This window comes from Peribacillus sp. NPDC006672 (assembly GCF_050274955.1).
Lineage (GTDB): Bacteria > Bacillota > Bacilli > Bacillales > DSM-1321 > Peribacillus.
This window is the reverse complement of the sequence record NZ_JBNNOR010000014.1, coordinates 98,458-118,268: the sequence shown is the minus strand read 5'-3', so window position 1 is coordinate 118,268 and position 19,811 is coordinate 98,458. Positions and strand designations below refer to the sequence as shown.

24 protein-coding genes and 2 pseudogenes are annotated in these 19,811 nt (G+C 36.7%); 4 read left to right on the top strand and 22 right to left on the bottom strand.

Annotated features, from left to right (window positions below; genetic code table 11):
• Window positions 1-230: 230 nt before the first annotated feature.
• A complete protein-coding gene (locus ACQKKK_RS20635; protein WP_427618699.1) occupies window positions 231-1,013 on the bottom strand; it encodes a putative protein N(5)-glutamine methyltransferase in 783 nt (260 codons plus the stop codon).
• A 239-nt stretch (window positions 1,014-1,252) separates the two neighbouring features.
• A complete protein-coding gene (locus ACQKKK_RS20630) occupies window positions 1,253-1,825 on the bottom strand; it encodes a GNAT family N-acetyltransferase (RefSeq protein ID WP_427618687.1) in 573 nt (190 codons plus the stop codon).
• A gap of 91 nt (window positions 1,826-1,916) precedes the next feature.
• Between ACQKKK_RS20630 and ACQKKK_RS20625 the strand changes: the two genes are divergently transcribed.
• Window positions 1,917-3,287, top strand: coding sequence for a PLP-dependent aminotransferase family protein (locus tag ACQKKK_RS20625; RefSeq protein ID WP_427618685.1), 1,371 nt, complete (start codon window positions 1,917-1,919; stop codon window positions 3,285-3,287).
• Between the two features lie 97 nt (window positions 3,288-3,384).
• On the opposite strand, the gene ACQKKK_RS20620 is transcribed toward ACQKKK_RS20625, so the two are convergent.
• The 5 genes from ACQKKK_RS20620 to ACQKKK_RS20600 form a co-directional block, all read right to left on the bottom strand.
• A complete protein-coding gene (locus ACQKKK_RS20620; protein WP_427618683.1) occupies window positions 3,385-3,816 on the bottom strand; it encodes a GNAT family N-acetyltransferase in 432 nt (143 codons plus the stop codon).
• Window positions 3,817-3,914: 98 nt separating this feature from the next.
• Window positions 3,915-4,199 (bottom strand): hypothetical protein, encoded by a 285-nt coding sequence (locus tag ACQKKK_RS20615; RefSeq protein ID WP_427618681.1) that lies wholly within the window; start codon window positions 4,197-4,199, stop codon window positions 3,915-3,917.
• A 519-nt stretch (window positions 4,200-4,718) separates the two neighbouring features.
• Window positions 4,719-5,093 (bottom strand): hypothetical protein, encoded by a 375-nt coding sequence (locus ACQKKK_RS20610; RefSeq protein WP_427618679.1) that lies wholly within the window; start codon window positions 5,091-5,093, stop codon window positions 4,719-4,721.
• 25 nt (window positions 5,094-5,118) lie between these two features.
• A complete protein-coding gene (locus tag ACQKKK_RS20605) occupies window positions 5,119-5,325 on the bottom strand; it encodes a helix-turn-helix transcriptional regulator (RefSeq protein WP_367235301.1) in 207 nt (68 codons plus the stop codon).
• A 254-nt stretch (window positions 5,326-5,579) separates the two neighbouring features.
• Window positions 5,580-5,975: an NUDIX domain-containing protein gene (locus tag ACQKKK_RS20600; protein ID WP_427618677.1), complete on the bottom strand. Its 396-nt coding sequence runs from the start codon at window positions 5,973-5,975 to the stop codon at window positions 5,580-5,582.
• Window positions 5,976-6,040: 65 nt separating this feature from the next.
• Between ACQKKK_RS20600 and ACQKKK_RS20595 the strand changes: the two are divergent.
• Window positions 6,041-6,160: pseudogene (locus ACQKKK_RS20595) on the top strand (IS3 family transposase); the annotation flags it as partial.
• An 84-nt stretch (window positions 6,161-6,244) separates the two neighbouring features.
• On the opposite strand, the gene ACQKKK_RS20590 reads toward ACQKKK_RS20595, so the two are convergent.
• The 5 genes from ACQKKK_RS20590 to ACQKKK_RS20570 all read right to left on the bottom strand — a co-directional run bounded on the left by ACQKKK_RS20590 (window position 6,245) and on the right by ACQKKK_RS20570 (window position 9,983).
• Window positions 6,245-6,664, bottom strand: a complete 420-nt coding sequence (locus tag ACQKKK_RS20590) for a hypothetical protein (protein WP_427618675.1) — start codon at window positions 6,662-6,664, stop codon at window positions 6,245-6,247.
• Between the two features lie 71 nt (window positions 6,665-6,735).
• Window positions 6,736-7,395: a VanZ family protein gene (locus ACQKKK_RS20585; RefSeq protein WP_427618673.1), complete on the bottom strand. Its 660-nt coding sequence runs from the start codon at window positions 7,393-7,395 to the stop codon at window positions 6,736-6,738.
• A gap of 555 nt (window positions 7,396-7,950) precedes the next feature.
• A complete protein-coding gene (locus ACQKKK_RS20580) occupies window positions 7,951-8,238 on the bottom strand; it encodes a hypothetical protein (protein WP_427618671.1) in 288 nt (95 codons plus the stop codon).
• A 200-nt stretch (window positions 8,239-8,438) separates the two neighbouring features.
• Window positions 8,439-8,816 carry a hypothetical protein gene (locus tag ACQKKK_RS20575; protein ID WP_427618669.1) on the bottom strand — a complete coding sequence of 126 codons (378 nt, stop codon included), beginning with the start codon at window positions 8,814-8,816 and terminating at the stop codon, window positions 8,439-8,441.
• 249 nt (window positions 8,817-9,065) lie between these two features.
• On the bottom strand, window positions 9,066-9,983 hold the full coding sequence (locus ACQKKK_RS20570) for an alpha/beta hydrolase (protein WP_427618667.1): 918 nt from the start codon (window positions 9,981-9,983) through the stop codon (window positions 9,066-9,068).
• Between the two features lie 22 nt (window positions 9,984-10,005).
• On the opposite strand from ACQKKK_RS20570, the pseudogene ACQKKK_RS20565 reads away from it, so the two are divergent.
• A pseudogene (locus tag ACQKKK_RS20565) lies at window positions 10,006-10,233 on the top strand (TetR-like C-terminal domain-containing protein); the annotation flags it as partial.
• A 304-nt stretch (window positions 10,234-10,537) separates the two neighbouring features.
• On the opposite strand, the gene ACQKKK_RS20560 reads toward ACQKKK_RS20565, so the two are convergent.
• From ACQKKK_RS20560 to ACQKKK_RS20520, 9 genes are all read right to left on the bottom strand, one after another.
• Window positions 10,538-11,152: a PadR family transcriptional regulator gene (locus ACQKKK_RS20560; protein ID WP_427618666.1), complete on the bottom strand. Its 615-nt coding sequence runs from the start codon at window positions 11,150-11,152 to the stop codon at window positions 10,538-10,540.
• Window positions 11,153-11,191: 39 nt separating this feature from the next.
• Window positions 11,192-11,905 carry a sulfite exporter TauE/SafE family protein gene (locus ACQKKK_RS20555; protein ID WP_427618664.1) on the bottom strand — a complete coding sequence of 238 codons (714 nt, stop codon included), beginning with the start codon at window positions 11,903-11,905 and terminating at the stop codon, window positions 11,192-11,194.
• Window positions 11,906-12,027: 122 nt separating this feature from the next.
• On the bottom strand, window positions 12,028-12,852 hold the full coding sequence (locus ACQKKK_RS20550; RefSeq protein WP_427618662.1) for an urease accessory protein UreD: 825 nt from the start codon (window positions 12,850-12,852) through the stop codon (window positions 12,028-12,030).
• The gene (gene ureG / locus ACQKKK_RS20545; RefSeq protein ID WP_061461647.1) at window positions 12,852-13,463 is read right to left on the bottom strand and encodes an urease accessory protein UreG; all 612 of its coding nucleotides are present in this window, start codon (window positions 13,461-13,463) and stop codon (window positions 12,852-12,854) included. The genes ACQKKK_RS20550 and ureG overlap by 1 nt, the downstream gene beginning before the upstream one ends.
• 21 nt (window positions 13,464-13,484) lie before the next feature.
• Window positions 13,485-14,171, bottom strand: a complete 687-nt coding sequence (locus tag ACQKKK_RS20540) for an urease accessory protein UreF (protein WP_427618659.1) — start codon at window positions 14,169-14,171, stop codon at window positions 13,485-13,487.
• Window positions 14,161-14,619, bottom strand: a complete 459-nt coding sequence (gene ureE, locus ACQKKK_RS20535; RefSeq protein WP_427618657.1) for an urease accessory protein UreE — start codon at window positions 14,617-14,619, stop codon at window positions 14,161-14,163. Before ureE ends, ACQKKK_RS20540 begins: the two co-directional genes overlap by 11 nt.
• Window positions 14,620-14,641: 22 nt before the next feature.
• Window positions 14,642-16,354: an urease subunit alpha gene (ureC, locus tag ACQKKK_RS20530; protein WP_427618655.1), complete on the bottom strand. Its 1,713-nt coding sequence runs from the start codon at window positions 16,352-16,354 to the stop codon at window positions 14,642-14,644.
• Window positions 16,351-16,674, bottom strand: coding sequence for an urease subunit beta (locus ACQKKK_RS20525; RefSeq protein WP_427618653.1), 324 nt, complete (start codon window positions 16,672-16,674; stop codon window positions 16,351-16,353). The genes ureC and ACQKKK_RS20525 overlap by 4 nt, the downstream gene beginning before the upstream one ends.
• A gap of 24 nt (window positions 16,675-16,698) precedes the next feature.
• The gene (locus tag ACQKKK_RS20520) at window positions 16,699-17,001 is read right to left on the bottom strand and encodes an urease subunit gamma (RefSeq protein WP_061465959.1); all 303 of its coding nucleotides are present in this window, start codon (window positions 16,999-17,001) and stop codon (window positions 16,699-16,701) included.
• Window positions 17,002-17,774: 773 nt separating this feature from the next.
• Here ACQKKK_RS20520 and ACQKKK_RS20515 point away from each other — a divergent pair.
• A complete protein-coding gene (locus tag ACQKKK_RS20515) occupies window positions 17,775-18,719 on the top strand; it encodes an urea transporter (protein ID WP_427618651.1) in 945 nt (314 codons plus the stop codon).
• Between the two features lie 574 nt (window positions 18,720-19,293).
• On the opposite strand, the gene ACQKKK_RS20510 is transcribed toward ACQKKK_RS20515, so the two are convergent.
• Window positions 19,294-19,605 carry a hypothetical protein gene (locus tag ACQKKK_RS20510; RefSeq protein WP_427618649.1) on the bottom strand — a complete coding sequence of 104 codons (312 nt, stop codon included), beginning with the start codon at window positions 19,603-19,605 and terminating at the stop codon, window positions 19,294-19,296.
• Window positions 19,606-19,811 lie beyond the last annotated feature (206 nt).

The following is a 19,811-nucleotide window of genomic DNA, read 5'->3' as shown; positions in this document are numbered from 1 at the left end:
ACGATAAGTACCTTGCGCTTCCTTAGTGGTTGGTCGATGTGTACCCCCACAGTGGACTTTCACCACCTAGATAGTTGCCATGCCTGGCACACTAACAAAAAGCTGCCTTAAAGACAGCTCTGATCTTCAGCTAACGCACCCGTTAGTTGCACAAAGAAATTTTTTTCTAGAGGCACAGTCCCAAGCATTTATACTCTCATTTGCGGTAAGGACTAGCTGCCTTATTCACTCTAGAGGGCGGGCCTGGTTCCAATTACGACAGTAGCGTCCAGTTCATCGCAATTTGCCACCTGAGGAGTTAGCCCATTTCGAGCAAAGATTTCAACAGTTTGCTTCGTCTGTTGCTGGCTAGTCTCGACCAGTAAATGACCGCCGGGTGCCAGCCAGAGGGGCGCCTCAGAAGCGACCCGTCGCTGAACGTCCAGCCCGTCTGGGCCCCCGTCGAGCGCCACCCGTGCCTCATGTTTTCGCGCTTCTTGGGGTAACAGCTTGATTGCCTCGGTAGGTACATAAGGTGCGTTTGCGACCAAGATGTCGATGCGGCCACGCAGTTTTGTTGGCAGTGGCTGATAGAGGTCCCCTTCGTACACGTTACCACCGACGGAAGTAACGTTACGGCGGGCACACTGCACAGAAGCTTGGTCGATGTCTATTGCATATAACTCTATCCACCCCAAACCTGCGGTCAGCGCGGTGCCCACCGCCCCCGTGCCGCAGCACAGATCAACGACGATTGCTCCTGGCATGGCGAGGGCAGCTGCCTGGTGGACGAGAAACTCGGTGCGGCGACGGGGTACGAAGACTCCTGGTTCCACAGCTATACGAATACCGCAGAAATCCGCCCAACCAATTATGTGTTCGAGGGGAAAACCTGCTTCACGTCGATCCACCATAACGGCGAGGGAGTCTGGCGTTCTTGCTTCTGAGATAAGCAACCGGGTCTCATCTTCTGCGAAAACACAACCTGCGGTACGAAGTCTGGAAATTATACATTTTTCTATTTCGTCGTCCATATAAAAATTAATTTGCTTCCCCATTTATTTCACCACTCTTAATACCTTATTTAATTATAAGATATTCTTTAAAAATTGTAGAAATCCTTCCTCAACTAACCTGCCCCGTTAGTTCTAAAAGAAAAGCGAATCGCTCCCTATAACGGAAAATAGTTCTGCAAAATCTGTTTCTTGATATTGCAGAAAAGCCCCAGTTGTTAAATAAAACAATAAACCATTCTCCAACTAAACTGTTTACCTTAATTAAGTAAATGTACTTCAAAATGTTTTTTCACTTTGGCCCATTCTTCATTTATGATACTATACAGGACAGTATGACGAAGTATCCCTTCTTTTCGAATCATATGACTTCGAAGAATGCCTTCTTTTACTCCACCAATCCGTTCTATCGCTTTTTGTGAACGGAAATTTTCATGTCCTGTTTTTATTTGTATACGATTAAAGTCTAGTTCTTCAAAACAATATTTCAACAATAAATATTTACAATTCGTATTAATATTTGTTCGCCAATAAATAGGGTTAATCCAAGTTGATCCGATTTCAAGTCGTTTGTGTTGTTTTGAAATATCGAGAAACCAAGTAGCACCAATTATTTTCTCTGTTTTTTTATTTATAATCACATACGCAATATCTGTACCATGCTCACGTTTTTGTAAGGCATCTTGAACATATTGAAGTACGCGACTTTTCTCCGTTAAATCAACAGACATATGCTCCCATATACGTTTATCTTGCGTTGCTTCATATATTCCTTCAACATGTTCGAGTCCCATTGGGATTAAATGTACAACATTATTTTCTAACTTTTGCATTTTTATCACTCCTTGCATATATTAAACCCTTTTTCTGATATGATAAAAATAACCAAAAATGAGTTTTTATATAATACCAAGGGATGATGAGATGGAACTTCAAATTCTACTAACGGACGATAAAACTAAATATAGGCAAATTTATGAACAAATTCGACAAGCGATTTTAGAAAAAAGGCTATTCGCTCATGCTAAACTTCCTACTAAACGACGTTTGGCTGAACAATTAAACATAAGTATCATGACTGTTCAAATTGCTTACGAACAACTGCAGAGTGAAGGATACTGTTATTCTGTTGAACGACAAGGTTATTTTGTTTCGGAAATTGCAGATGAATGGCACTATACTGAGAATGCTACAACTTCTCTGAAGAAAACGGCGCAATCTGATCATTTTATTAATTTTAAAAATGGCCAGGTTGATGCAGCTGTATTCCCCTACAAACAATGGAACCGACTATATCGAAAAGAGCTTAATGCATTCAACGGATGCAATGCACCGTGGCAAGGAGAATATTTGTTACGTGTACAAATTGCACGGTATTTACAACAAGCTAGAGGGTTAGATTGTCAGCCGGAGCAAGTATTTATTTTTAGTGGATTTCAGCAACAGTTAATGAATGTATGTCTATTTTTTAATCGGAGAGCTATTGGAACAGAAGAACCAGGGTTTATTCGAGCAAAATCTGTTTTTGAGCAATTACAACTACAATGTCATGCGGTTTCTGTAGATGAGGAAGGTTGTTGTGTGCCTAATGAGACAATAAAGCTATTATATACGACACCAGCTCATCAATATCCAACTGGTGCAATTATGTCCATAGCTAGAAGGATACAGTTATTACAATGGGCACTTAAACAAGATGCTTACATTATAGAGGATGACTATGATTCTGAATTTCGTTACAAAGGAGCACCAATTGCAACATTATCCCATCTAGATTCATTTAAACGGGTGCTTTACTTTGGAACATTTTCAAAAACATTGTTACCATCGCTTCGTATGAGTTATCTTATTATGCCAACATCTCTTCAATCGGACTTTGAAGAGTTCAATACTTATCAAAAATCTACCGTTTCAAGAATCGATCAACAAGTCGTCGCAAAATTTATGGAAGAAGGACATTATACAGCACATATAGCAAAAATGAGAACTTTATATCGAGCAAAAAGAAGATGTTTAATTGAAAGCATAACGAAACATTTAGGAGAAGAATTTGAGGTCATGGGCGATGCAGCAGGCTTACATATCATTGTTCAATTACCAGAAAGATTAAATGAATCTATAGCGATAGAGCTAGCGAAGTCAAGGGGAGTTGAAGTCGATGCCGTTTCAACAATGTATCAGCTTCACAAGCCAAATCATCAAGTTATGCTAGGATATGGTGCACCATCCCTGGACGAAATTCAAAAAGGTGTAAGTTTATTAGCTACTGCATGGAAAAATATCTTAAGTAATTAGCATTTCACTAAGCTATTTGATTTAGTAAGTTGGATGTTTAATTCTGACAAGCCTTCTTGAGCTATCCTGCCCCGTTAGTTCATTAAGGTTCGTGTAATTATAAATTTTTCTTCATAACTATCCTATGTTCATTAACTACATAATCGTTTTTTCGATAAAATGCTTCTGCAGGCCCACCATTCGCAGTTAATAAATAAAGACTTTTACTCTCTCTCTTTTGTAGTTCGTCTTCTAAAGAATGAAGTATTTTCGAACCATAACCTTTACCTTGTATTTCACTATTCACACTAAGTTCTGCTAAATAAAAAGTTAAACCTTGGTAGGATCTCTTACTATTTCCAGCAATAAAACCAACTAGATTGTTATCAATATGAAATAAAAAACCAAGAAATTTAGGAGTATGTAATAAGTCAGTAAGTCTCTCTTTAGCAGTTTCGTATGTCCAACTTTCATTCCATGGTTCACTATTAAAAATGTTCAAGTAGAGTTCGATACATTGCTCTAAATTCTCTGGTGTAATGGGTAACATTACCTCTGTAATAATCATGCTTTTTTTTTTTATATAATTTTTTTTATTCCATTCCTGGTCAGATTTCTTTGCTAAGGGACAGAGCAACGAATAAACAATCACACGATTTGTTTTTTTGCTTGTTTATCAAGAAGAATAATGAGCATTTCACTCGGTTTCTTTTTCTTGATCATTCTATTAATTGAATAGCGTTGTCCTAAGTAACCTCTAATTTGTTTGTCGTGATTAAAAAGCCTAGTGTATTTAGGGTTGTAATACAAAGCCGTAAACCAATCGTATTCTTTTAGAATTTCAAGGTGTTTGTCCGTATGTTTGGTACTATTATGCAATGACATTGATGCAACGAATAAAAAATCTAATGCTAACGATAATAATTCACCCATATGAACGTGCCTCCACTCTCTAGTACCCGTCAGTTTATTAATCTAAATTAGATGGTTTTTTTAAATAAGAACTAAGTATGTAGCCACAATCTGAACAATAGTAAGAAATAATCTTGGAAGGTTTATTCCTTAAATTATCATAAGAAAACATTTGAACAAATTTTAACCCGGTTCCAAGAGCTCCTTTCTTAATATTGTTTGAGTTACATTTAGGGCATTGTTGGTCGTTCATTCTCTTTTACACACTCCTCATTTGGATAATATTACTAATTAGAAGAATAACACATTAATTCATTTTTTTACTACTCTTTAGGAGTATTAATGTTTACCGCACAGTTCGAATACACTGTGCTTGGGGAACTATCCTGCCCCGTTAGTACCATAAGAAAAAGCTATCTTAAAGACAGCTCGATCTTCAGCTAACGCACCCGTTAGTTCATTAAGCGATAGGGGCTGCCTTTACGACAACCTCTTTTTTCCTTTAAAAATTGTCATAAAAAAGCATTTGAATAATTAAATTTACATTCTCTTTGACAAGAAAATCCAACTTGTCCAAATGGTAATAATTATTACAGAAATCATTACACTAACAATTTCTATTGTGGTTAAAGTTAAAGTGTTAAATTGGATTAGCACCATTAAAGCTATCAATACAACCAACACGATATATAAGGAATGATACATTCCTTTTTGTCTAATCGCTTCTGTTCGTTCATCTTTATCTTTAAATTGTGGATAAAGGTAACTAATTGCAAATCCCATATATGCTAAGGCTCCCCAATTTAGAAGTTCTACCACCGATACAGCATCAGTCATTAAAGAAAGAATAAGTCTAACTATAAAAATAAATGAAAATAATAAACCCACTATTAAATAGTTCTTTTGAGATGCCATTCTAAAACCTCCTAAATTTTAAAATTCATCTATAATCTTCTTCATCTAAGATAAAAATTTTTTCCACACTTGTTTGAAATATTTCAGCGATAATCATCGCTAAAGGAAGAGATGGATTATATCTACCCTTTTCAATAGAAATAATGGTTTGTCTGGAGACCCCTAACTTTTCGGCTAACTTATCTTGGGAGAAACCGAACTTTTTTCTATGTTCAGTCAACTTATTTCTCAAATTCATCACCTCTATTTCATATAGTATACTGTAAAGCTCGCTTTACGTAAAGTAAGCTTTACATTTATTTTGAATTACTTATTAAAAATCCTTCTCTTAAACAAAATAAACTGTACCATTTTCTTTGAAGGTACAGCCTGAACATATATTAAATCACTAACCTGCCCCGATAGTTGCATAAAGAAAAGCTGCCTTAAAGACAGCTCTGATCTTCAGCTAACGCACCTTTAGTTGAACAAGCAGTGCTTTTAACCTTACCCTTTTAAACCTTTTTTATCGCAACAAAGATGTTCGTGGACAAGGAGTTCTAGAACACTTTCAATATCTATCCATTTTATAAAGTGGTCAGCTTCAATTGATTCTTGTATTTTATCTAACAATTCTGCCCAGTAAAAATATCCGTCATTTATTAGTGGATCATTATTAGTGGATTGAAAATATCTCTTTGCATTGCCTATAAAAGAACCTATCGACACTTTATAACCCGTTTCTTCTTGCATTTCACTTTCCAGGCATTCTTGACAACCTTCATTACTTTTAATTCCACCACCAGGTAAAAAATAATGTCCTTTGGAATTTTTGACAGTTAAAATTTTATCCTTTTCAGAATTGAAAACTATTGCATAAACTGCACCCCAATTGTTAGACAACATCTAACAATTGGAGGTGCAGTTTTTTTGACTAAATATACGATGGACGAAAAATCACATGCATGGAGCATTTCAAACAAGAACTAGAAGAATATATCCATTACTACAATCATCAACGAATCAAGGTAAAATTAAAAGGCATGAGCCCAGTAGAATACCGGGTTCATGCCCTCAAGGCTGGCTAATTAAATAAAGTGTCTAACTTTTTGGTTTACTTCAAAGCAACTCCCTTATTGAAGTAAACCACCCTTTAGTTGAAGAAGAAGTCATCATTTTAATAACTCAGTCTTATACCTATATCGTACATTTTCAGGAATTTGGTTAAAAATATGCAAAGGGATTCCTACTTTATCTTTAATTTCTATTTCTTTTCTCGAATCAAAGTATGTAAGGAATCCCCAATAAGAAATGAAAAAGTTATAAGTTGGTTCGTAAATAAACTCCATCCAGCCCTCTGCAATATGTTTATCTTTTTCATTGAATATATTAATTCCTGAGAAGTTTTCCACTACCCCATCTAAAAAAATAGCATCATCTTCTTCTATACAACTTTCAGACCAGTCAAATTTAAACTTATTTGCCATTATTCCATAGATTTTCAGGTCATCGCATAGTTGTTTTTCTACTAACATTCTTAATTTAGGTCCCATTTTGTCTGAGTATCCTAAGTCAGTGTAATTTGGTTTCAAATTTTCCCACTCCATATATATGTGCTTTGTTACTTTACACTGCTTACTTTACTGATTAAAACCTTCTTCAACTAATCTGCCCCTTTAGTTCCATAAGAATCAAACAATCTTGAATTCCCAGAGTTTAAATTTTGTAATATTTCGATCTGAAATTTATCGGCTATTTTAAACGTAAATTTATAAATGAAGTATCCAAGAATAGCACCTAATACATTACAAATTACGTCATCAATATCAACTGTTCTTCCCCATCCACCTGCTATTAGTTCAATAAATTGTATAGATTCTATACTAATTGATATAAAAAATCCGAATAGTACAATACTTTTAAAATCCTTAACTTTATTCCATATTATCGGTGATAATACACCCAAAGGCATCAATAATAATATATTTCCACCCACATTTCTAATAATTAGTCTAATCATAAACACCGTATCACCATCATATGCAATACCTATTTGTTTAATATCGTTTATAATTCCAACAAATGGAGTAAGATTTAAGCCAAACTTAATATTTTGCATATTAAAATCAATCCATAAAGCTAATGGAAACAGTGTAACGGAAACAACCATAAGTATGTATAAAACAAAAAGAAAATTAATAACTTCTCTTAACCAATATACTTGTTTTTGTTTTTTAAATTTAAACCCTATTAAAATACCTCTTCCAGCTAAATAACATATAACTCCAATTCCAATAATCAAACTACCATTAATTAAATACACTCCATCGACCCTTCCTTCCAGCTCAAACAAACCTTATTTTACCATAAAATATTACCTTGGTTAGAAACTAATTCTGCTCGTTCATTATCACCAATAAATCCAAAATCTTATTGCGTTTCTTAATGAACCATCCTGCCCCGTTAGTTTAAGTACATTTCTTGACAATCTTAATAGTGACACTAACATAAATATCCAATAAAAAAATCATCTCACCTCTAAGAAATCTATAGTGGTGAGATGATTTTAATCAATCTTTTTTATAAAACTACACTTCGTGGGAATCTTACGGCAATGATACGTCAACAGGGTTACTCAAGTGTAACAACAGATTATGTTTTCTATCTTTATGAAATCGGTTCAACAAAATAGTATTTCTCTTAACTTCCATTCAGAAATAAGGTAAACAAATTTTCAGCAATCGGGCGCGATTGTGAAAGAAAAAGTAAAAGGGCCACAACATTTTAGATATGTCTAAAATGTTGTGGCCCGATTTGTTTTCTATTTTCACTAACTCACCCGTTTCTGGAAGATAGCCATTTATGAATAATTGTTTCCTTACTTGCTATAAATTTCATAAGCAAAAAATCCAAATAAATAGCCTATTCCAGCTCCTAAACTAACTGTAATTACTAGAGGGATTGGGAAAAACATGCCAAAAATCACACCGATAGCACACCCAAAAAGCATCCCAATCGGTATTAAACTATCTAATAAATTTTGAGCACCTTTTGATTTTTTCTTAGCTAGGTTGCCTTGGTTATATTTATGTTTAAGCCTTTCAATTACATATACTACAATTCCTCCCACTATTACAACAGGCGCAATTGCCATGACTAACCCCATGTTAGAATCTCCTTTCACTTTTTAATCAGATCCTACCTACTACTGTGTATTGATAATAAAGTTTGATAATTATAAAGTTACAATTGCTTATTTAGGAACCAACACAAAAACTCCATTTGCCTAAAGTTTGATCAAAATACAAAGAAATGGAAAGATAGAATTAATTCGTGAAATTTATTCCTCTTTTTTGAGTAACAATCTCAATAGTAAGTATCGGGTTTTATTTCTAGCTTATTAAGGTTTTCACTGTTACAAGATGGAGAAATTCTTTCCTTAACTAGATCATCTACATAATCATTATGTTGAGAAGGGACTTGAATTCTTACAGTAACATCAAAAGAATGATTGTCATTGTATTTTATACCGGCTATTCGCTTCCATTTCCATCCTATCATATTATCACTATATTCTTTTTGAACTTTCTTATCTATGGTTAAAAAAACAATATCTGAAATAATGTCCTCTGTAGTGACATATATTTCTTGTTCTACTTTTGAAACCGATTCTGCTTTAACTGTTTGCAAAGGGGTAATGGCAAATAAAAAAAATCCTAATAAGATTAAATATCGCTTAGCCATCAAAATTTCACCTCATATTTCTGTTTACTTTTATTCTTTAGATAAACTCAATAGTCATGCCTTATTAAACTCCCTAAGTTTGATAGCTATATCTCTCGAATGCTAACCCTCCCCGCTAGTCCATAAGAAAAGGAGCTGTTTCCAGCCCCCTAAAGAAATATTGCACCTTATTATTGATAAAATCTTAATTCCACTGAATTAACACTTTGAGTACATATCCATAAAGAAATAAATTCTTTTGTGACTATCTCAATTAGATACGATGGATGCGACATCTTGAATCGCCCTTCGTCCTGCTTTACTAATGCCGGCAAGCTGAAAGAAGCCGTGATTTACTCCAAGATACCTTCTGCATTGTACCTCAACACCCGATTCCAATAAACGGCGATATAATGCCTCTCCCTCGTCGACAAGAGGATCAAATTCAGCAGTAATAATATGGGTTTCTGGAAGGCATTCGAAATCATCACGGTATAACAGGCTTGCTTCTGGATGATCAGAAGGCAGATTTGATAAATACGCCTCAAAACCACTTAGTAAAGCATCCCTTGTAATCACATAATCATCGCCAAATTTTTTATAACTGTTGCTTGTACCTTTGGCATCAAGCATTGGATAAATGAGAACCTGCCGTTTTGGCATCCAATGCCCTTGTTCTTTTAATCGTAGGCAGGTAACTAGAGCGAGGTGCCCGCCTGCACTGTCGCCAGCGATTGTGATGTTATCCGGATTTCCTCCCCAGGATGAGGCATGTTCACGGACGATGTGGGCAGCCTTGGCTGCATCGTCGTGAGCGGCCGGATACACATGCTCCGGTGCCAGCCGATAATCAACTGCGACGACAAGAATCCTGCCCAAATTGGACAACTGACGCAATTGACGATCGTGAGTTTCAAAATCACCGCTGACAAAACAGCCTCCATGATAAAAAATCAAAATCGGGAGATTAATTTGTTCCGATGGTCTGTATATACGAAGCCGTATGCTTTCAATAGTTTGTTCAAAAATATCCCCTACCGAAACTACTTCTCCGCCTAAGTCGATCGTACTCAAATATCCTTGCCTTCGCTCCTGGATACTTTGCTTCCTTGCCGATGGACGTCCACTCTCAATAAATTGGGCAACCAGTTTTCGAATACCCGGCTCCAGATAGTTTAAACGTGTCATTTTTAATCCACTCTCCGAATTTTTTTCACAGAAATTTATTTTTATAAAGTTTCAAACACACTTATTAATAAAGGAAATTTTGCTTGTTCCTGCACAATATTTAACTTCTTACACTGCGTCTGCACATATAGGGGTAATTCAACAATGTCTAGATAGCGGAAGAGAAGAATCTCCCCAAGAAATGGCTCCTATCCTATCTACTACCATTACAGTTAATGGCCCCTTCTTTGCAGCTGGTTTAAAAAACTAAATCCTTCAAGGAAAAGGGACATTACCTGAAAAAAATAGGTACTGTCCCTTTATCTGTTCTAAAATCAATTAAAGACCCCAAATTTTGAGGTGCACCTTCAAATAAATTCTTAATATCTTCAACGAATACCTCTCCTCTTAATATACGGAACCATTCGTTTTGATTGTAGGGTAATTCAACAACAACATCAAAAGGAGGGCTGTGCTTATTAAACAGCCCTCCTTTTTTGGTATCAGATTCAATAATTAAGCCTTTTTGGGTGATTGGGATGCACAGGCACCGAAACAAAAATTTTTGATTATAGTCAATAAATCAAGATCTTGTCTTGAATGATTATATTAAGTTTTCCTACCATGATTCCTAACAATAAATTGTTTAATCTTGCTTTCTCAATCAAATTCAGAACCCACTTACACCATGAAATTTCTTCTTTATCTAACATACTCCTTCTATTAAAAAGAATATAACTACCAAAATGTTTAGATGTCTTTTCTAACCTATTCTTCCCATGTGTTTGTTCAATTCTGGCTATATTTTCATCTCGCAAGGCCACGGTTTGTTCTAATTTAGAAATTCGGTCCTGAATTAGTTTTTTCGCATTTTCTTCATTGGATAACCAAATCGAATACATCTTAATAAGAAATTCATCACGAATGATGGGATCAGAGGGCGATTCAGTGACCCATTTTTCCAGAGTTTCTCTTCCCTTTTCTGTGATTGAATATATTTTCTTATCAGGTTTACCCGTTTGTTCAATATGCTCAAATTCCAAAAGCCCATTCTTCTCCATTTTAGTTAACAGAGGATATATTTGACTATGCTTCGCAGGCCATAATACCTCTAAATATCCAGCTAATTGATAGCCAGAACATGGATTTCTACCAAGCGAACTAAGTATCGCATATCCAAGAGTATTCATCTAATCCCCCTTCATTTATATATAGCGTTCCTTACTGACTTAAAACCAAAGGTTAAATAATCCTTCATTAACCCCTAAATTATACATATAATATATTCCAAAAACCATACTAATTGTACCCATTGTGAATACAAGTGTTCGACTAATTTTAGCACGTTTCATACTAAACACAAACGGGATACCAATAATCGTAGTGAAAAAAAGCATACCAATGACCGTTCCTACTCCAAATAAAAGGATATAAATAGCCGCTTCCCAAACACTCTTAACTGTACTCATCGTCAATATAACCATAGCGCCGCTTCCTGCAAGACCATGGACTAGACCAATAAACATTGATTTCAAATATGAAACATGTTTATGTTTGTGTTTATGCTCATGTTTACCACCATGTTCATGGGTATGGACATGTTTATGTTCATTTCCATCATGTGCATGCGTATGAACATGGATACTTTTGAAAGAAAGGATCGTTGTAACACCTAGATAAACAAGCATGATTCCTACTAAAAATTCTAAGGACATAGACCATTTCCCTGGTATTTCACCCTTCATAAGAATAAGAATAATACCAACTATAAATAATGTTATCGTATGACCTATTCCCCAAAATACTCCTGCTAGAGAAGCGTGCCATAACTTTTTGCTTTGACTTGCAATTGTTGATACTGCAATCACATGATCAGGCTCAATTGCATGCCTGATTCCCAAAACAAAACCTATCGTTAAAACTGAAAACAATGTAACATCCATAAATATTTCTCCTTCAAACTTTTTGTCACGTATAAAGTGAAACTTCCATAAGTGGCGTTTTTTCACAGCCTGATTAACCCGGATAAAAGCCCGGCAACCTTTTGATTGCCGGGTTCTAAGTATTAATACTTTCTTAGAAAACACGGTTTGGTTATAAACCACTCTTGACTAATAATTCGGTGACACTCAGTAAAGATTTCCTCTATTACTTGTGTCGAGTTAGCTAATACACGAACAGTAAATCCTGGTACAGATAATAAAGAGAGTCCAATTTTATATCGATCTGTATTCTCATTAATAGCCTGATATAACCGATCAAGGAGGTCAGGGCTTGTTTGTTCGCCAACCACAAGCATGGAACCTAAATGCGAAAACCCTTCCATGAAGCCAATCTTCTCTATATTTTGGGCAGCAGGATTCAATTGGATATGATCATAGGCCACAAGCTCATCGTCCATATAAATTTCATTGATGAATTGAAGCCGATTATAACTGAAACGATCTCCATCCGGAGACCACCCCGGGGTTAAAATGTCTGAATAAAGGAAAGTCGCCCCTTTCTCCATGCGAATGACATTTTTTTGTTTATAGCGCGCGTCCTGATACATAATTAGCGGATCCGGAATATATTCGAGATAACATCCAGACTTTAGAAAAATCTCTGTTTCCTGGTAGGCATGAGTGTTAGGTGTCTTATAAACCTTTGTTGCGGATTGTGTCGTTAAGGTTAGTCTCGCTTGCTTCTCGAGCGTAATTTGTATTTTATAGCGATCTCCGTCTAGATAGCCTCCACCGGGGTTCAAAATATAATAACAAGCTTGTCCAGAGTCATCATGATAAACCGGACGCATCACTTTCAATGCGCCCTGAAAATATACATTTTTCGCTACAGTCTTTCCATTCCGATCTTCGACATCTAGACACAAAACTCCAGTCCAGTCTTCCATTATTCCAATCCTTTTAATAATGCATTCTTCATAAGCCAGTTAATGACCTGGTCAAGCCCCGTGTTATCTTTTAAATTGGTGAAAACAAACGGTTTATTTCCGCGAAAAACCTTCGTATCAGACTCCATCACTTCGAGGCTTGCGCCAACGAAAGGAGCTAAATCCGTTTTATTAATGATGAATAAATCTGATTTAATCATCCCTTGGCCGCCTTTACGCGGAATTTTTTCGCCTTGAGCTACATCAATAATATAGATGGAAAAATCCACAAGCTCTGGGCTGAAAGTCGCCGCTAGATTATCGCCTCCACTTTCCACAAAAATGAGCTCTACGTCCGGATGCTTCTCTTTTAATTCATCGATAGCCGCAAAATTCATGGAGGCGTCTTCACGAATAGCTGTGTGTGGACATCCGCCTGTTTCAACCCCAATAATACGGTCTGCCGGTAGGACTCCATTTTGCATTAAAAATTTGGCATCTTCTTTTGTATAAATATCATTCGTCACAACGGCCATGCTGATTTCACCTTCTAAATGACGGGTTAGCCTTTCAACCAACATCGTTTTTCCGGCTCCAACAGGTCCGCCTACTCCAATTTTAATCGGTTCCATATAAAAACACTTCCTTCTATATTAAGACATGAAAATACGAATATTCACTCGCTCATGTTTCATTTGAGATAACTCTAAACCTGGTGAAATGATTCCAAAATCCTCTTTATCCAAAGTTTGAATTTTTTCTGTTGCCTCTATTAAAGCACTTTGAAACTCATGAATTGTCTTCTGTCCCGCGGTTTGTCCTAACGGAATCGCCCGAACGGCATTTTGAACAAGACTTGAAACAGTAGAATACAAATAATAGAGTATGGTAGTTGATTTCGGAACACCAAGATGGTGCCCTATCATCGTAAAAGCAATAGCTGGATGTCCAAAGGAGTGCTTCTCCTTAATCCGTTTTTGATATTGCGAGTGAACAGGAAACTCATATAAAGATCCCAGAAGGTTTACCATGCGTTCTCCCATTCTTTTGGTACCTTCTCTCGTTTCACGCGGCAAATTTTGAACTGTCAGCATTCGATCGATCTTCCACACCGTTTGTACATCCTCATTTTCCAAGGCATCATAGACAAGACGCGTTGCCAGCCCATCTGAATAGACGAGCTGTTCATTTAAATATACATGAAGCCACTTGGAAAACGATGCTTGATCATACACTTGATCTTCTTGAATATACGTCTCTAGACCATATGAATGACTAAAAGCACCAGTTGGAAAATTCGAATCACATAGTTGGAATAAAGAAAGAATATTAGGATTCATGGCTATGTCCAATATGACGAAAAGCCTGTTTTACTTTCCGATCTTCACGTGTAAAAGGAATTTGAAGCTCTTGCAGCAATTCTTCAACAAGATAATCATACTGAACGAGCATATCGTTCTCTTCAAATTGAGCTGGAAGGTGACGATTCCCCAATTGGTGGGCAATCGTTCCCATTTCATTTAAACTTCGCGGACTAATGACCAATAGATCATCGGAAAGGACATCTATGACAATCATATTTTTATCATCCATATATAAAACATCGCCCGCCTTAAGGTCACGCAGTTCTTTTAAGCGAATGCCAATTTCGTGGCCGTGGTCGGTGGTCACTCTTTGAATCCGTTTCACTAAATTAGCACTTTCCAGGTACACCTTTTCCATATGGCGTTTCACAATTTCTTCTCTGTCCATTGCTTCGATATTTGTAACAATTTTTTCAATGATCAATATTTTCACCTCAAAATAAGACTCAAAATAAGAAATAGCGTTGTCCCATCGGTACTATATCCACAGGTTCACAAGTAATGAGTTTCCCGTTTACTTTTACCTCATACGTTTGTGGATCAACCGTAATCTCAGGCGTTTCGGAATTAAGCTTCATATCTTTTTTCGTTAAGTTTCGAATACCATGAACTGGAAGAACCGTTTTTTCCAAGCCTAATTTCTCATGCACTTTATCATCAAAAGCGACTTGAGAAACAAAGGTAATTGAGCTCTTAGACATGGCTTTTCCATAAGATCCATACATTGGACGATAAATAACTGGCTGTGGTGTCGGAATGGACGCATTGGCATCACCCATTAAGCTTTCTACAACAAAGCCATTTTTAAGAATCATTTCAGGCTTCACGCCGAAAAATGCCGGTGACCAAATGACAAGGTCCGCCATTTTTCCAACTTCAATCGAACCGACATATCCAGAAATACCATGAGTGATAGCGGGGTTAATCGTATATTTAGCTACATAACGCTTCGCGCGATTATTATCAGAAAGCTCGCTGTCACCTTCCAACGCTCCTCGCTGTTTTTTCATTTTATCTGCTGTTTGCCATGTACGTAAAATAACCTCGCCAATTCGTCCCATTGCTTGTGCATCTGAGCTAACCATACTGAATACACCCATATCTTGAAGAATATCTTCAGCCGCAATCGTTTCGCGTCTAATCCGTGAATCAGCAAAGGCAAGGTCTTCAGGGATAGATGGGTTTAAATGGTGACACACCATTAACATATCCAAATGCTCGTCGATCGTATTAATTGTATATGGCAAAGTCGGGTTTGTAGATGATGGAAGAACATTCATAAAGCTCGCTGATTTAATTAAATCAGGAGCATGTCCGCCCCCTGCCCCTTCCGTATGGTACATATGAATAACTCTGTCTTTAATCGCCGCTAGCGTGTTTTCCAAAAATCCGCCTTCATTCAACGTGTCTGCATGAAGGGCAACTTGTACGTCATATTGGTCCGCTACTCGGAGAGCGTGGTCGATAGCAGAGGCTGTAGCTCCCCAGTCTTCATGCACTTTTAATCCAATTGCTCCTGCACGTACTTGCTCAGCTAACGCCTCTTCGTTCGCAGCTTGTCCTTTTCCAGTGAAGCCTACGTTAATTGGAAATCCTTCCGCTGCTTGCAGCATTCTATGAATATTCCATTCACCTGGAGTAACAGTTGTGGCTTTTGATCCTGCAGCAGGACCTGTGCCTCCTCCGATTAAAGTTGTAAGACCAGAAGCTAATGCAGTCTCAACCTGTGCTGGATTAATAAAATGTACATGGGAGTCGATTCCACCAGCTGTGACGATCATCCCTTCCCCAGCAATAATTTCTGTAGAAGCACCAATTACAATATCCACATTATCCATTACTAAAGGATTTCCGGCTTTTCCGATTCCAGCAATTTTCCCGTCACGGATTGCAATATCCGCTTTATAAATTCCGGTATAGTCTAGAATAACAGCATTTGTAATGACTACATCCGGAACTCCATCTTCGCGAGTTGCAAGAGGATGTTGCCCCATCCCGTCACGGATTACTTTTCCACCGCCAAAAACGACTTCTTCACCATATGTAGTATAATCTTTCTCAATTTGAATCACTAAATCTGTATCCGCTAAACGAATGGAATCTCCTGTCGTTGGACCATACATCCCAGAATATTGCTTTCTTGACATTTTGAAACTCATTGATTTCCCCCTCTTTCCACGGATCCATCTGTTTTATTATTTAACCCATACACACGACGTTCTCCACCAAAATCAATCAATTCTATTTCTTTTTCATCTCCAGGCTCAAAACGAACGGCAGCACCCGCAGGAACGTTTAACCGTTTCCCAAACGCTTCTTCGCGATTGAATTGAAGAGCTTCATTGATTTCATAAAAGTGGAAATGAGAGCCAATTTGAACAGGCCGATCTCCTGTATTAATTACAGACAGCTTTGTGACTATTTTCCCGGCATTACAAATAATTTCTTCTTCTTTTAAAAATAGTTGCCCTGGTATCATTTAAGCATGCCTCCTTGTCGATTCTTATCTGATTGGATTATGAACCGTTACTAGTTTCGTTCCATCAGGAAAAGTAGCTTCTACTTGAATATCGTGGATCATCTCTGGAATACCTTCCATAACATCTTCGCGCGACAAAATCATTGCACCATATTCCATCAATTGTGCAACTGTTCTTCCATCCCTTGCCCCTTCTAACACTTCATAGGTGATAAGTGCTACGGCTTCTGGATGGTTTAATTTTAATCCTCTTTCTTTTCGTCGCTTAGCAAGATCAGCTGCCACTACAATCATGAGCTTATCTATCTCACGCGGTAATAATTGCATCGTAAAGCCTCCTCATTTTTAAAATGACCAAGTATAGCGAAAATTCCATCAATTTTCGAGACCTTTCTCCCAAACCCATTGATGATTAGTTGAACCAATTGGGACGTATGAACTGTTTATCCCCCACCAAATGCTCGCCTGACTCCCCAAAGATATAAGGTAGACATTACACCCTGTTATCTGAGATAAACGGAAAAACCCCTTTTTATATGGCCTGCTTTTTTACTAATGGAGAATCAAATATTCATCAATAATGTTACCTGAATTATCTGCAATCAAATGTTCATGTATCATTTCATGATAAAAAATATCATTAAACGAATATCACTATTTTAGAAAAAAATGATATTGCAATTAACCTTATTTTCCATTTTCTTTACAAAAAAAATCAGATTTTACAATAAAATGAAGGATTGATTCCCTTGAAATATTAATATATCATAATATATATATATATCAAATTATATATGATTTTATGTATTTAATAGTTAAGTGAATGGACTTTGTAAGGAGGAGAGCTAAAGGATTATATTCAAAGGCGGGAGAACTCTTTCCGGAAACATAGGACTTGCAAAAATCCCCTATAAAAAAAGTCGGAAAAATGATTATCTTACATTTTTCGTTTAGGTTTTTACATTGCCCTTCTGCTGAACTAAAACTCTTAATGCATGATTAACAAGTTATGTGTCAGAGGATATTTTTTAAAACTGTAGAAAATGAAATGATTGTATCTGAACCTATTTTTCTAAATATCTTAATTGAGGGGTAGTATTATGCAAAAAGACAAACGTACTTCATTGACCGATGGAATGTTTCTTTCTTTAATGAAGTCATCACTGAAAGGAATCTCTCAAGTCATATTGATTGAGAATGCTGTGACTGGTTTCATTATTCTAATGGCGATCACGATTTACTCTTATCCTTTAGGGATTATTACTCTATCTTCCTCTATCATAGGAACGCTAATCGGAAAACTGGGAGGTGCTAATGAAAACAGTGTGAATTCAGGTTTATACGGATATAACTCCGTGCTAACAGGCATTGCACTAACATTGTTTTTAACTGGACCCTCTCAGTGGTTTATCGCTTTAGTTGGAGCTGCTTTAGCCGCAATCTTTTCCGCAGCAATGATGCATTTCATGAGAAACACAGAGATTCCCATCCTTACATTCCCTTTTATCATTCTGACCTGGTTTATGTTGCTTGTATCTTACAAGTTAAAGGCTTTCCAGTTAAGTCCGGGACTAGTTCCTCAAGACTTATCACACTGGACCTTAAACATCTCTGGAAAGGTTAATTGGCTGGAAGGGAGTTTTAATGGGATAGGGCAAATTTTTTTTCTAGATAGTACCTTAGCTGGCATTCTGTTATTTATTGGCGTATTTTGGGCCGGATGGAAATATGGCCTTTTTTCCATTTTAGGTAATGCTTTTGCATTACTCATATCATTCGCACTTGGAGGGGAACACTCGTTAATTATCTTGGGTCTTTATGGCTACAATGCGATTTTAACCAGCATTGCCGTATCTATAGTTTTTAAAGAGGACCATAATCGATTTGCGCCTATAACAGGGATCATCGCAGCTTGTGTGACAGTACCCTTAACGGCAAGTGTAGCTACCTGGCTTTTACCCTATGGACTTCCAGCCCTGACAATGCCTTTCGTTCTTAGTACCTGGCTTTTCCTAGGCGCGAGAAAAGTCCTTCCTAGGTTGTAATAAATTTGACTTTTCAGAATGGAGCATGAGGGGGCATTACTTCCAAAGTCCGCTACCTTTGCAACATTAAGTAACCATCTGGAAATCTGAAGTAATTCTCATGTTATGGCTTGACCAATAAATAAAATAAAAATCGCCCCTTTAATTCGCATTCCCTAACGCATCGTCAATTGCCTTGTAGCCATTGTTTAGATAGGTTTTTTCAAATGAACTTAATTCTCTATTCATCGAATTAGCTGGTTAGTTCAATTAGAAAAAGACTGCCGCTGCAACCCCTGTTATAATGCACCCGGTTAGCGAAAGAAGGGAGCAATTTGTTATCAATTTCGCTCCCCTTTATAAGCCTTATATTCTCTTGGATGATCCTTGAGATAGCTTTATAATCATACTTATGGTTGACAACATCTACAACAAAACCCTTCTTCTTCTATTCCCATTGATAATGATTAATCTTCAGAAACATAATAAGGGAAGCGATTAAGGAACACGTTTTATAAAGAAGATGAAACTCTACCAATTATATTAAAAGAAGAAGAGCAAGCTCAAATTCTTTCTTGCTCTTTTTCTTAAGCTATTATTCTATAACAAATATATCTCTGTGTACTTTTTCGTCCTTTTCCCAAGTAACGGAAGCTTTATAAATACTTTCTTTTTTTGGTGCATCACCTAAATAAAATGACTCATAAGAAAAAGGATGTAATTTAGTCTCTGTTCCATCTTCTGCTCTTCCTTCGTTAAAACTTGTAAGAGTTATTAGAGTTTTATCATTCTCTAATAGCGCGATTTCTTTGACAACAACTTTGTCATCATTAAGTTGTTTAATTGAGGCATCCCAGCCAGTTGGTTCACTTGGATCTCTATTTTCTTTATAACGTACTTTCCACATATTGTTTACTTGGAATAAAGATTGATGAAAAGTATGCTGCAAACGTTGATTTTATATATAGTAAAAACCCACTCATTTTGAAAAAAGATTGATCAAAATAAGTGGGTTTGGTTTTTAGGTGGAGTTAGTTTTTATAAAAAAGATTGATCATTTTGTGAACCTTAATCAACTAACGCACCCGTTAGTTTAAGTACAAACCTTCACAA

Coding starts and splice junctions, on each gene's coding strand:
- ACQKKK_RS20635 (WP_427618699.1), bottom strand. CDS start 1,013: ATGGACGACGAAATAGAAAAATGTATAATTTCCAGACTTCGTACCGCA.
- ACQKKK_RS20630 (WP_427618687.1), bottom strand. CDS start 1,825: ATGCAAAAGTTAGAAAATAATGTTGTACATTTAATCCCAATGGGACTC.
- ACQKKK_RS20625 (WP_427618685.1), top strand. CDS start 1,917: ATGGAACTTCAAATTCTACTAACGGACGATAAAACTAAATATAGGCAA.
- ACQKKK_RS20620 (WP_427618683.1), bottom strand. CDS start 3,816: ATGTTACCCATTACACCAGAGAATTTAGAGCAATGTATCGAACTCTAC.
- ACQKKK_RS20615 (WP_427618681.1), bottom strand. CDS start 4,199: ATGGGTGAATTATTATCGTTAGCATTAGATTTTTTATTCGTTGCATCA.
- ACQKKK_RS20610 (WP_427618679.1), bottom strand. CDS start 5,093: ATGGCATCTCAAAAGAACTATTTAATAGTGGGTTTATTATTTTCATTT.
- ACQKKK_RS20580 (WP_427618671.1), bottom strand. CDS start 8,238: ATGGGGTTAGTCATGGCAATTGCGCCTGTTGTAATAGTGGGAGGAATT.
- ACQKKK_RS20575 (WP_427618669.1), bottom strand. CDS start 8,816: ATGGCTAAGCGATATTTAATCTTATTAGGATTTTTTTTATTTGCCATT.
- ACQKKK_RS20570 (WP_427618667.1), bottom strand. CDS start 9,983: ATGACACGTTTAAACTATCTGGAGCCGGGTATTCGAAAACTGGTTGCC.
- ACQKKK_RS20560 (WP_427618666.1), bottom strand. CDS start 11,152: ATGAATACTCTTGGATATGCGATACTTAGTTCGCTTGGTAGAAATCCA.
- ACQKKK_RS20555 (WP_427618664.1), bottom strand. CDS start 11,905: ATGGATGTTACATTGTTTTCAGTTTTAACGATAGGTTTTGTTTTGGGA.
- ACQKKK_RS20550 (WP_427618662.1), bottom strand. CDS start 12,852: ATGGAAGACTGGACTGGAGTTTTGTGTCTAGATGTCGAAGATCGGAAT.
- ureG (WP_061461647.1), bottom strand. CDS start 13,463: ATGGAACCGATTAAAATTGGAGTAGGCGGACCTGTTGGAGCCGGAAAA.
- ACQKKK_RS20540 (WP_427618659.1), bottom strand. CDS start 14,171: ATGAATCCTAATATTCTTTCTTTATTCCAACTATGTGATTCGAATTTT.
- ureC (WP_427618655.1), bottom strand. CDS start 16,354: ATGAGTTTCAAAATGTCAAGAAAGCAATATTCTGGGATGTATGGTCCA.
- ACQKKK_RS20525 (WP_427618653.1), bottom strand. CDS start 16,674: ATGATACCAGGGCAACTATTTTTAAAAGAAGAAGAAATTATTTGTAAT.
- ACQKKK_RS20520 (WP_061465959.1), bottom strand. CDS start 17,001: ATGCAATTATTACCGCGTGAGATAGATAAGCTCATGATTGTAGTGGCA.
- ACQKKK_RS20515 (WP_427618651.1), top strand. CDS start 17,775: ATGCAAAAAGACAAACGTACTTCATTGACCGATGGAATGTTTCTTTCT.
- ACQKKK_RS20510 (WP_427618649.1), bottom strand. CDS start 19,605: ATGTGGAAAGTACGTTATAAAGAAAATAGAGATCCAAGTGAACCAACT.